Here is an 11,069-nt window from a genome sequence, read left to right as displayed (position 1 = left end):
GTCTGGGACGCCGCGGTGGCCGCGTCGCCGGACCACGCGGATTGCAGGGAGGAGTTCGCGTGGTTGAGTGTGTCGACGATTTGGTTCAGCGAGGACTTGACCTGGTTGTAGCCCTGGATCTGGCTGTCGATGGCCGACGGCTGGAGCAGACTGATCTGCTGCTTGGCCCAGGCGACACCGCCGTACTGCTGGACCGTGTTGTGATCGAACCTGCTCGGCATTGGACTGGCCTACCCCGCGTCTTTCGTTCCGCTGGCTTCGTTCCCTGTGTTCCCTGTGTTTCGTGTGCGCGCACACGCACGCACACACACACCTCAGTCGCGCACGTGCACCCCTCGGACTGGCCGTCTCCCCCGAGCGGCCGTGGGTGTTGTTACGCGTCCTTCTGTACCTGCGTCATGTCCAGTTGCAGGTTGTCTTCGGTGGTTGAGTACAGCTGATGCGTCTTCTGTATCCGGTCGTGCAGATCGTTGATCTTCTGGTTGACGTCGTTGATGAGGCCGTAGATCGCCTGCTGCACCTGGCCGTTGGCGGCGTTGAGCTTGCTGGCCGCATCGAGGCCCATGTCCGTCTGGCCGAAGTTCGACGAGCCGTCATTGCCCTCGGCGTGCTTGATGCCGCCGGGGGCGGCGGTCTGCTGTAGGTCTGACGCCGTGTTGTTGTGGAACGTGCTCGTCGCGAGCGGGCTTGCGGGGGCCACGAAGTGATCCTGAAGCAACGCCTGGAGCTTGAGCCGGACCGCCTCGAGCTCCTCCAGCTCGACTCTGAAGCTAGTACTCATCCCGCCGGATCCCCTCAAATCCCCTCGTGAAAATCTGCTTGCTGGGCGCACGCGGGACGCCTGGCGCGCCGCCTGGCGGTACACCCTATCGAAGGGTACCGACATGGAGACAGACTGACCACCGATTCGTGTTCGTGAGTCGCAGAATCCGCCAGTCTATACCGATCATGACTTGATAGCCTTAATTAGCTAATGGGAACGTTGGTGCCTTTGCTCCGAGTTGGTCACCATTGGTCTGCGGGCTGGTACGGCGAGAGTGGCGCTTGGCGTACTTCAGGGAAAGATCAAGTCACGATTCGGCATCGGCGGGAACCCTGGGAAGAGCGCCAGTTTGGCGATGTCGTTATGATCAGCCGCTCATAACATTTCATCCTTGGAGGGGACAACGTGTCCGAGTCATGGGGGCAGCCGCAACAGCCGGGTGGTGACTGGTCCGTTCCACAGGGCGGTAATGAGCCCGGGTCCTTCGGCCCGCCGCCGGTGGATCCACAGTACGGTGCGCCCGCACCGCAATACGGCGGGTATGAGCAGCCGCAGCAGCAGTCGCCGCAGTACGGGATGCCGCCGCAGCAGCCGTACGAGCAGCCGACGGCTCAGTTCGGTGCGCCGCCGCAGTTCGGCGGGCAGGTGCCGCCGACCGGTGGTTACGGCTACCCGATGCCGCCGCAGGACCAGAAGAACGGTTTTGCGCTCGCCGGCCTCATCCTGTCCTTCACGGTGCTTCTCGGCGCCATCTTCTCGGCGCTCGGCCTCGGCCGGGCCGGGAAGATCGGTGGCAAGGGCAAAGGACTCGCCGTCGCCGGCCTCGTGCTGTCGATCCTCTTCGGCATTGGCTGGACCATTCTGATTTCCAAGGCGGTGGCCAACAGCACGGCGCTCGACCCGGGCTGCACTTCTGCGGAGAGCGCGTTCCAGAGCATGCTCGGCTCGATCCAGACCGACGAGTCGAAGCTGAGCAGCGACTCCTCCGACCAGACCGCGATGCAGGCGGACCTGGCCAAGTTCACCACCGATGTGCAGGGCATCAAGTCGGCGCTCGACTCGTCGCTGGCGAAGGCTCAGCACCAGTCGGTGAAGGACAAGATCCAGGCCATGGACACCGACATCAACACGGTGCTCACCGGGCTCAAGGCCATTCAGAACGGCGACACGAGCAGCCTGAGCGACTTCGAGGCTGCCGCGGGTCGCCTTGGGTCGGACGGCACTGACCTCGACAACGTTTGCAGTTCACTGTAATTCGCGTTGTGCTGGTTGCTGTTGTATGTAATGCGTGGTGTGCAGTTTTTATATGACTTGGGCCGCTGCCGGGGGATTTCCGGCGGCGGCCCGCGTGTTTTGAGTGGTTCGCTTTGGAGCGGAGCGGTTAGCTTGCCAGGCCGTGGTGGTACGCGTAGCGCACGGCTTGGGCGCGGTCACGTACGCCGGTCTTGGCGAACAGGTGGTTGATGTGCGTCTTCACGGTGGCCTCTGAGACGAACAGCTCTCCGGCGATCTGCGCGTTGGAACGGCCGTAGGCGATCAGGCGCAGTACCTCGACCTCACGCGTCGTCAGGTTGTCTGGCAGCGGGGGTGTTGGCTGTGGTAAGGGGTTTGGTCGTGCGGTGGTGGCGGCCGAGACGAGTCTGCGTTGGACGTCGCCGTCGAGTACGGACTGGCCTGCTGCCGCGGCGATCACAGCACGGGCGATGTCCTCGCGGCCTGAGTCCTTCGTCAGATAGCCCAACGCACCGGCTTGCAGCGCGCCGTGGATCGAGGCGTCGTCTGCATATGTGGTGAGCACCACGACCTTTGTGCGCGGGTGGCGGGCGCTGATCCGCGCGGTGGCTTCGATGCCGTCCGTCCCAGGCATGTGAAGGTCCATCAGGATGACGTCCGGGTCGGTGTCGGCCACGGCGTCGACGGCCTGGCTGCCGTCCGCGGCTTCGGCGACGACGGTGATCTGCGGGTCCAGGTCCAAAAGGGTGACCAGGCCTTCCCGCACGGCCGCTTGGTCATCGGCGACGATGACACGGATCGGGGGTTTTGGTGCGCTGGCAGTCACGTTTCAAGGGTAGGGGGCTCAAGGAGAGGGGCGGGGACGGGAGGGAATGCGGAGTTGGACTCGCCAACCGCCGTGCCATGGGCCTGCCTCGAACGCGCCTCCAGCCAATTCGGCTCGTTCTTTGAGCCCGGCCAGTCCGTAACCGCCGCCGGAGGAAGCGAGTGCAGTGGTGGGCGCGGACGCGGCCTGATTGGTGACGGTCAGTACGGCGGCCGACTCATCGCAGGTCAGCGTGATCTCGATGGGTGCACCAGGGGCGTGCTTACGTGCGTTGGTCAGTGACTCCTGCGCGGTGCGGTATAACGCCAGCGTGGCGTCAGGCTGCAAGTCGGTGGGTTCGCAGTCCGCGATGACTGTGGCTGACGCACCGGTGTACGCCTCGTACGCCTCGGCCAGTCCATGCAGCATCGATCGCAGCGGAGGCGTGTCTTCGCGCAATGCTGCGATAGCGCGGCGGGTCTCGGTGAGGCCCTCACGCGCGATATGTCGCGCCTTGACCACGTATCCGTGTGCCTTGACGAGGTCGGTGCCGTTGGTCAGCAGTGCGTCTGCGGCTTCGAGTTGCACGGTCAATGCGGAGAGCGAGTGTGCGAGCACGTCGTGGATCTCGCGGGCGATTCGGCTGCGTTCAGCCAGCGCGGCGGCGTGGGCCTGCTCGTTGTTGGCGCGGCGGGTCTCGGTGAGCAGCCGTTCGGCGGTCTCCGCGCGCAGGATCTGCGCCCGGCGGCCGAGCCCGAGGCCGTACGTGCCGAACAGCAGACCGGCATAGCCGATCCCCGCTCCCATGTTCGCGTGTGACAGCCACGCGGTGAGCAGCATGATCGCGCTGCTCACGATGGGGGCGGCAAGCGACTGCCGCCACGTGAAGCGGATTCCGGCGGACACTATGGCCACCGACGGGAAGATCACGGCCTCCGTCGGCAGCTTTAGCCCGGTCAGCACCGACCCGGCCGTGCCGTACAGCACGAGCGCGACGATCACGGCCGGCTCGCCGATTCGCTCGGGCGCCATGTAGACCCCGATGGCCCAGACGAGCCAGCCCGTGGCACAGAGCACGGTCAGGATCAGCGACGCCAGGCCGCGACCATGCCCGGAGAAGCGCAGCGGCCCGGACGCGATGCTCGCGATGAGGAAGCTGAGCAGCATGGTCCGCGCCGCGAACATCCGACGCCGCTTCAGTGGGACGAGGCGGTCGTTTATCCAGCGCTCGGTCCATTGATCCGGCCAGGCGGTCACGTCGCTCACGGTAATACCCTCTGCTTGGTCACGGCAGGTTGCGCGCGGGGACGGTACCTATGCGTGCGCTGACGGCCAGCGACTCGCCGAGCAGCGAGATGCCGAACATCAGCAGCAGGCTGGTGGAGGCGACTGCGGTGGCGACGCCGAATGGCGGGGCGGCCAGATCCATGGCTATCCGGATCGCGATGGTGACGATCCACAACGCCGTGGTGAGCGCGGAGTAACGCTGGACCAGTTCGCCGTTGGCGGGATAGATCCGGATCGTGCTGCCGCGAAGCACGCCGAGCAGCAGCGAGACGAAGCCGCAGGCGAGGAGGTAGGCCAGGTCGGTTCCGGTGATCGTCACCGGAGGCGTGTGCCGACTGAGGCTTACAACGCCGTAGACGCCGATTGCGGACACGGCCAGTGGCAGCCTCCAGCGACGTGTGTCGCTCTGGACGGGGCGCGGCGTGAACCGTCGTCCGACGACCAGGGCTAAGAGGCCGACGGCGATGACGACCTGGAAAAGAGTGGATGCCGAGCTCATAAGGTTGCTCCCGCTGCCCGTCCGGGCTTGATCCTTTGTTCGATGCTTTGAACGTAGGTGGCGGGGCGAGCGGTGGGATCAACCTGTGGGTGGGGTGCGGGTGGAGGTTTGTGGGGGTGGGGAGGTGGAGGGGACTGTGGGCTGTGGGGCTTGTAGTGGAGGGGGATAGTAGGTGGCGGGGTCGGGGTGTTAGGGGATGACGGACTGGTTGAGGGCGGATTGGGATTGGCTTAGGGCAGGGGCTGGCGCTTATGCGGGGAGATGGACGGCAGACCTAGGAAGCCCTCTGCGTGTGCGTAAGCCACGCCGATGCGCGGTAGGTCCGAGGAGCGCCGGTAGAGCACGAAACGTGGTTCCCAAATCGGACGATATTTCGCGTTCGCTCGATAGAGTGACTCGATCTGCCACCAGCGGGAGAAGAACAGCAGCACCGCGCGCCACAGTCTCAGCACCGGTCCGGCGCCGAGCCGGGAACCGCGTTCGAAGACCGCGCGGAACATGGCGAAGTTGAGCGAGATCCGCTCGACGCCGACTTCGGCCGCCCGCTGGATCAGTTCGATCACCATGTACTCGATCACGCCGTTGTCCGAGGCCTTGTCCCGGCGCATCAGGTCCAGCGAGAGGCCCTTGGTTCCCCACGGCACGTACGAGAGCAGCGCGCACAGCCGGCCCTCGAAATCGTGGCATTCCACCAACACGCACCGTCCGTCGGCTGGATCGCCCATCCGGCCCAGCGCCATGGAGAACCCGCGCTCGCTCTGGCCGTAGCGCCACTGGTCGGCGGCCTTGATCAACGCGGCGAACTCGTCGGGCGGGATGTCGGCGTGCCGGCGGATGCGCACCGTGTACCCGCCGCGTTTCACCCGGTTGTACGCCTGCCGGACCACGCGCATCGCCCGGCCTTCGAGGGTGAAGTCCGCGACCTCGACCACGGCCTCGTCGCCGAGTTCCAGCGCGGTCAGCCCGTGCCGTTCGTAGATTTTGCCGCCCTCTTCGCTCGCTCCGGCGACAGCCGGCGTCCACGCGTGCTGATACGCCTCGGTGAGCCAGGCGTCGATCGCGCCGGGCCACGCCTCGGGGTCTCCGAGCGGGTCTCCGGAGGCCAGCGACACGCCGACGACCACGCGGTACGCGACGGCCGCCTTGCCGGTCGGCGAGAACACCACGGCCTTGTCCCGGCGCAGCGCGAAGTAGCCGAGCGAGTCGCGCTCTCCGTGCTTGTCCAGCAGGGCGCGCAGCCGCTCCTCGTCGTGCGGCGAGTGCAGCCAGCGCCCGCGTGGCGAGCGGAAGAGGGCGTAGAGGATGAGCAGGAACAGCGCCAGGCTCATCAGGTTGATGATTACGCCGACCCAGTGAGCTACCACCAGGCCGTCCGGCCCATTGTCGTCTCCGGACAGCGAGGCGACGCGCATCAGCGTGTACGAGACACGGTCGCCGACACTCGATTGGCCGAGCGCGCCGAACACGGTGACCAGCAGGGCGCCCACCGTCACCGCCAGCGCACCGCCGCCGAGTAGCACCGCGGCCGCCAGCCTCGGGTTGTTCCGGTCGCCCTTCGCGTAGTATTCGCGGCGGCCGAACAGCAGCGCGAGCCACAGCAGCACGGTCACGACCACGGAGAACCAGTTGAAGGCGTGCGCGCGGAACTCCGGGAAGTACATCGCGTAGACGTAGAGCGCGGCGGTCGGCGTGAGCAGGATGAGGTTGAAGATCCACGCCGCGCGCTTGCGCCGCCCCATGGTCACGGCCAGGAACGCGGTGAACGCCGCCGAGGCGTAACCGGCGGTCAGCAGGTAGGGGGTGAAGTAGTCGCCGGAGTTGTGACGGTGCACGGTGTTGCCGAACGACACGAACAGGGCGCCGAGCAGGTTGATCCACGCGGTGAGCCGCAGATACCAGGCCGCGTACGCCGCCGCAGGCCCGCGCAGTCGGCCGCCGAAGACGCCGGGGGATCGAGCAGCACCGACGGCGCTGCTGTCGCCGCCCCGGTCGGCCGAGCGCTCCGTTGTGCCCGCCACCATTTGCCGCCTGCACCTTCGCTGCCCGATTCGTCCCTTCCATCCTGGCGGACGGAAGGGCGGGGACGCGAGCCGTACGCAGACCGTCACCGAGAACGACGTCCCTGAAGGTCTGACGGTGCGCCGGGCCGCGTGGTTCCTGGCGCTCGCCGGTGGCCACGGCGGCGAAGGGTTGGCAGGAGCCAGGGAGCCAGGGAGCCAGGGAGCTGGGGAGCCGGGAGTGTGGGGAGCGGCTGGGAGCCGGGAAGAGGGTCGTAAGGTCGCAGTGCCAGGATGGGGGCATGCAACTGCGGATTTTCACCGAGCCCCAGCAGGGCGCCAGCTACGACGCGCAGCTCACGGTCGCCAAGGCCGCCGAGGAACTCGGCTTCGATGCCTTCTTCCGCTCAGACCATTATATGAAGATGGGATCGGTTTCTGGCCTACCGGGCCCGAGCGACGCCTGGATCACGCTGGCCGGTTTGGCGCGCGAGACCTCGCGCATCCGGCTCGGCACGCTGGTCTCCCCGGCCACGTTCCGGTTGCCCGGCCCGCTGGCGATCCAGGTCGCGCAGGTCGACCAGATGTCCGGCGGCCGTGTCGAGCTGGGCCTGGGCACCGGCTGGTATGACGCTGAGCACACGGCGTACGGGATCCCGTTCCCGGACAACCGGTTCGAGCTGTTGGAGGAGCAGCTCGCGATCGTCACCGGGCTGTGGAAGACCCCTGAGGGCGAGACCTATTCCTACGCGGGCAAGCAGTACCGGCTTGAGGACTCGCCCGCGCTGCCGAAGCCCGCGCAGCGCCCGCACCCGCCGATCATCGTCGGCGGCTTCGGGAAGAAGCGCACGCCGCGCCTGGCCGCGCAGTACGCGAACGAGTTCAACGCGGGCTTCAGGGGCGTGGACGACACGGACGCGGCCTTCGAGCGGGTGCGCGCGGCGGCCGTGGCGGCGGGCCGCGACCCGGGCTCGCTGGTCTACTCGATCGCGGCGCCGACCGTGGTCGGGAAGGACGACGTGGAGGTCGCGCGGCGCGCGGAAGCCGTCGGCATGACTGCCGAGGAGGTCCGGGCGAATGGGTACGCGGGCACGCCGGGCGAGGTCGTCGCCAAGCTCGGCCGGTTCGCCGAGGTCGGGACGAGCCGGGTGTACCTCCAGATCCTGGACCTCGGTGACCTGGACCACCTGGAGTTGATCGCGGGCGAGGTCGCGCGGCAGCTGAACGGGTGAGCTGACCGACCTGACTGGCCTGGCCCGCTTCGGCCGGTGTTGAGCTGGGCGGGTACGCCCAAACGACGCCGACAATCGTTGTCATTGTCATATCTCAATATACTGTTTTGCTGGGCTATGCTGAGGGGATGGCAGGCGAAGGGTGGCGCGGGCACGACACCGATCGCGAGCGTGACTATGGGCACGGTCGTGACCATGGGCATGGGAACGAGCGCGGGTGCGGGCAGGATCATGAGTACGAGCACGGTACGTATGATCATGGTTCGTTCGATCGCGGTGCGCACGACCGGGATGTGAATAACCGCGATGCGCACGATGTCGGCGTGCGTGGCGGCAGTGCGCATGACCACGGCTCGCATGACCACGGTGCGGCGGTTTCGGCGGATTCTGACGTCCGGTACCTGACCGCCGCGCTGAGCCTGATCCTCGCGTTCATGGCCGCGGAGGTGGTGCTCGGCTTCGCGGCGCACTCGCTCGCGCTGATCTCCGATGCGGGCCACATGCTCACCGACGCCGCCGCGCTGGGCCTCGCGTTGTTCGCGATGCGTCTGGCCGCGCGGCCGGCGCGCGGGCCGTGGACCTACGGCCTGCGGCGGGCCGAGATTCTTTCTGCGCAGGCCAACGGCATCACGCTGCTCGTGCTCGTGGTCGTCTTCACCGTCGAGGCGGTACGGCGCCTGATTTCGCCGCCGACGGTGGCCGGGGGTCTGGTGACCGGCACCGCGCTGGTCGGCATCGCGGTCAACGCAGTGGCCGCGCTGCTGATCAGCCGCGCGAATCGGACCAGCCTGAACGTCGAGGGCGCCTTCCAGCACATCCTGAGCGACGCCTGGGCGTTCCTCGCCACGACTGTCGCCGGAGTCGTGGTGCTGACCACCGGATTCGCCCGCGCCGACGCCATCGCCTCGCTCTTCGTCGCGGCGCTGATGGCCCGAGCCGGATACCGGCTGGTACGCGACGCGTGGCGGATCTTCCTGGAAGGCGCGCCGGCCGGGCTCGACCCGGCGGCGGTCGGTGCGGCGTTGGCCGCCGATCCGCAGGTGACCGAGGTGCACGACCTACACGTCTGGACGATCACTTCCGGATTCGCCGCGCTGTCGGCGCACGTGTTGGTGGAGCCGGGGCAGGACTGCCACGCGGTGCGCGGGCGGCTCCAGGAACTGCTGCGCGACTCGTTCGGGATCCAGCACGCGACGTTGCAGGTCGATCATGCCGCCGAGTCCTTGCTGAGCATCGAGCGCAGTCGGCCGGAGCGTGAGCGTTCCTGAGCTGCCATCAGCGATCGTCGGCTCATGCTGAGCAGTTCTTCGGGCCGATTCGGTGATCCGTCGTCAGATTGTCACCCGTACGGGCGCCTGACAGGTTCGGGATCCGTCCAATAGGGTCACAGCGTCCAATGAAGGCGGCGTCGACTCGCCGCAGGGCGGAAGATGGAGCCGGAAGGAGTCCCGCCGGGGGCCACCGCAGGGTCCCCTTCCCGCCATCAGTGTTTCACGCGTTGATCGCCGAACCACGATAGGCTGAAGACGGCCGACACGAGTCGCCGAACTTCATCCCTGTCCGAAGTGAGGACGACTCGTTTTTGGGGAACACTGTGCACAGCACGTGCGGATGCTTCGTGCATTCGCATGGGTCGATCAGCAGATTGGCCCGGCCGGTGCGGTTGCGGCCGAGAGACAAGTACATATACAGACAAGTACGGCTTGGCGAAGGCGTGAAACGACGGACTCGCTGGGTTGGCACCGGGACAAGGCCGCTGGGGAAGGCGCACCTCGTCTACCGACGCCGACCGAAGGAGACACCGCCGTGCCTACTCGTGGAGTCCTGTACATCCACTCCGCGCCCCGCGCGCTGTGCCCGCACGTCGAGTGGGCAGTCGCGGGAGTGCTCGGGGTGCGCGTCAGCCTGGACTGGGCGCGGCAGCCCGCTGCCCCGTCCACGTGGCGGGCTGAGCTGCCCTGGGCCGCGGAGCCCGGTACGGCGACACGGCTGGCGTCGGCGCTGCGCGGCTGGCAGCTGCTGCGTTTCGAGGTGACTGAGGAGCCGTCGGCAGGCGCCGAGGGGGAACGCTACTCCTCCACGCCGGATCTGGGTGTGTTCCACGCCGTGACCGGAGTGCATGGCGACATCATGGTCTCGGAGGACCGGCTGCGCGCCGCGATGCTGCGTGCTGCGCGCGGCGCGGATCTCGAAGCGGAGCTTCAGAACCTGCTCGGCAAGCCCTGGGACGACGAGCTTGAGCCCTTCCGCTGCGCGGGCGACGGGGCACCGGTGCGCTGGCTGCACCAGGTGGTCTGATCTGATGATTCGATGACAGTTTGTGACTGATGTGATGTCAGGCTGATCAGACTGATGTGAAGTCAGAAGTCGCGACGGCTGGTTGTACGGGTGAGTGGCTGGGTTGGTTGTCGGGGCGCGGGCTAGTCCCGTCCTTCGCACGTCACTTGAATGAGTGAAGGGCAATCCGGGGAAATCGGGTGTTTCTCAGGGCCGAGTAAGGCCATTGCTCGATGACGAGCCCCGGATTGTCCTGGTCTGCATTTCGCTCGGCCGGGCGACGTGCGAAGGACGAGGCTAGTGCACGTCAAGGGTCGGCGGGCCTTGGTGCAGGACGACCCAACCGTCTTCTTGGTACACGACGCGATAGCCCTGGAGCTCCAGCCATGCGACGTCGTCGCGTTGCTGCGTGACGGTTTTGAACGGGAACGAACTGCGCGCGACGTCGGCGACCACCCACGGTGTCGGAGGGTAGTAGCGGTCGCCGGGGAAGTCCCACATGATGACCCGGTCGCGGCTGAGCAGCTGCGGGCCGAGCTGCGTGGCCGCGGCGACCAGCACGTTGCTCGGCACGTGCGCGGCGGCGCGCTTCCCGGCCGCCACCGAGCGGCTGGACGTGTTCCAGAACGGCGCCTTCGTCATCGCGTACAGCGGGTAACGGTTCGCGTATTGCCAGCCGTAAAAGGCCAGATAGAGGCCGAAGCCGGCCAGTAGTATGCCGCGGATCAGCGGACCGCGCCCGGCGAGTCGGGCGCGGGACAGCTTGCCTGTGGAGAGTCCGTCGAGTCGTGCGCTGAGCGGTCGGAGGATCCGCCACCGTAACGGTCGGCCGTCCGTCAGCCAGCGGGCCAGCCTCGCCGCACCGTCCACCGCGCCGAGGAAGAGCATCGGCAGCAGGAAGGCGTTGTAGTGGTACGGCATCTGCCAGTACAACTGGTTCATCGAAAGGAACCGCTCGACCAGCAGCGGCGCGGCC

At 67.0% G+C, this 11,069-nt stretch carries 12 protein-coding genes; 5 read left to right on the top strand and 7 right to left on the bottom strand.

Features of this window, described 5'->3' with window-relative positions:
• Positions 1-221 (bottom strand): hypothetical protein (locus tag VGS97_RS05920; RefSeq protein WP_326852192.1); only part of this gene is annotated, 221 nt, incomplete at its 3' end.
• 152 nt (positions 222-373) lie between these two features.
• Positions 374-781: a hypothetical protein gene (locus tag VGS97_RS05915; RefSeq protein WP_326852191.1), complete on the bottom strand. Its 408-nt coding sequence runs from the start codon at positions 779-781 to the stop codon at positions 374-376.
• 387 nt (positions 782-1,168) lie between these two features.
• Here VGS97_RS05915 and VGS97_RS05910 point away from each other — a divergent pair, with 387 nt between their 5' ends.
• The gene (locus tag VGS97_RS05910; RefSeq protein WP_326852190.1) at positions 1,169-2,017 is read left to right on the top strand and encodes a hypothetical protein; all 849 of its coding nucleotides are present in this window, start codon (positions 1,169-1,171) and stop codon (positions 2,015-2,017) included.
• 127 nt (positions 2,018-2,144) lie between these two features.
• Here the strand turns inward: VGS97_RS05910 and VGS97_RS05905 are convergent, their stop codons facing one another.
• From VGS97_RS05905 to VGS97_RS05890, 4 genes are all read right to left on the bottom strand, one after another.
• Complete coding sequence (locus VGS97_RS05905; RefSeq protein WP_326852188.1) at positions 2,145-2,822, bottom strand: response regulator transcription factor; 678 nt, start codon at positions 2,820-2,822, stop codon at positions 2,145-2,147.
• A gap of 18 nt (positions 2,823-2,840) precedes the next feature.
• Positions 2,841-4,067 (bottom strand): sensor histidine kinase, encoded by a 1,227-nt coding sequence (locus VGS97_RS05900; protein ID WP_326852187.1) that lies wholly within the window; start codon positions 4,065-4,067, stop codon positions 2,841-2,843.
• Positions 4,068-4,086: 19 nt separating this feature from the next.
• Positions 4,087-4,587, bottom strand: a complete 501-nt coding sequence (locus VGS97_RS05895) for a hypothetical protein (protein ID WP_326852186.1) — start codon at positions 4,585-4,587, stop codon at positions 4,087-4,089.
• Between the two features lie 230 nt (positions 4,588-4,817).
• A complete protein-coding gene (locus VGS97_RS05890) occupies positions 4,818-6,608 on the bottom strand; it encodes a phosphatidylglycerol lysyltransferase domain-containing protein (protein WP_326852185.1) in 1,791 nt (596 codons plus the stop codon).
• 278 nt (positions 6,609-6,886) lie between these two features.
• Here VGS97_RS05890 and VGS97_RS05885 point away from each other — a divergent pair, with 278 nt between their 5' ends.
• From VGS97_RS05885 to VGS97_RS05870, 4 genes are all read left to right on the top strand, one after another.
• Complete coding sequence (locus tag VGS97_RS05885) at positions 6,887-7,816, top strand: LLM class F420-dependent oxidoreductase (RefSeq protein ID WP_326852184.1); 930 nt, start codon at positions 6,887-6,889, stop codon at positions 7,814-7,816.
• A 117-nt stretch (positions 7,817-7,933) separates the two neighbouring features.
• A complete protein-coding gene (locus tag VGS97_RS05880; RefSeq protein ID WP_326852183.1) occupies positions 7,934-8,113 on the top strand; it encodes a hypothetical protein in 180 nt (59 codons plus the stop codon).
• Between the two features lie 26 nt (positions 8,114-8,139).
• Positions 8,140-9,084 (top strand): cation diffusion facilitator family transporter, encoded by a 945-nt coding sequence (locus VGS97_RS05875; protein ID WP_326852182.1) that lies wholly within the window; start codon positions 8,140-8,142, stop codon positions 9,082-9,084.
• A gap of 538 nt (positions 9,085-9,622) precedes the next feature.
• On the top strand, positions 9,623-10,114 hold the full coding sequence (locus VGS97_RS05870; protein ID WP_326852181.1) for a DUF3145 domain-containing protein: 492 nt from the start codon (positions 9,623-9,625) through the stop codon (positions 10,112-10,114).
• A 276-nt stretch (positions 10,115-10,390) separates the two neighbouring features.
• Here the strand turns inward: VGS97_RS05870 and VGS97_RS05865 are convergent.
• On the bottom strand, positions 10,391-11,069 hold a 679-nt coding region (locus VGS97_RS05865; protein ID WP_326852180.1), incomplete at its 5' end, for a DUF2079 domain-containing protein.

This window comes from Actinocrinis sp. (assembly GCF_035946395.1).
In the GTDB taxonomy this organism is placed as follows: Bacteria; Actinomycetota; Actinomycetes; order Streptomycetales; family Catenulisporaceae; genus Actinocrinis.
Note: the sequence above shows the minus strand (reverse complement) of the source record. Positions and strands in the feature narration are given on the sequence as shown.

Excerpts from the sequence above, each read along its gene's own strand:
- VGS97_RS05915 (WP_326852191.1), bottom strand. The coding sequence starts at position 781 with ATGAGTACTAGCTTCAGAGTCGAGCTGGAGGAGCTCGAGGCGGTCCGG.
- VGS97_RS05895 (WP_326852186.1), bottom strand. The coding sequence starts at position 4,587 with ATGAGCTCGGCATCCACTCTTTTCCAGGTCGTCATCGCCGTCGGCCTC.
- VGS97_RS05890 (WP_326852185.1), bottom strand. The coding sequence starts at position 6,608 with ATGGTGGCGGGCACAACGGAGCGCTCGGCCGACCGGGGCGGCGACAGC.
- VGS97_RS05885 (WP_326852184.1), top strand. The coding sequence starts at position 6,887 with ATGCAACTGCGGATTTTCACCGAGCCCCAGCAGGGCGCCAGCTACGAC.
- VGS97_RS05880 (WP_326852183.1), top strand. The coding sequence starts at position 7,934 with ATGCTGAGGGGATGGCAGGCGAAGGGTGGCGCGGGCACGACACCGATC.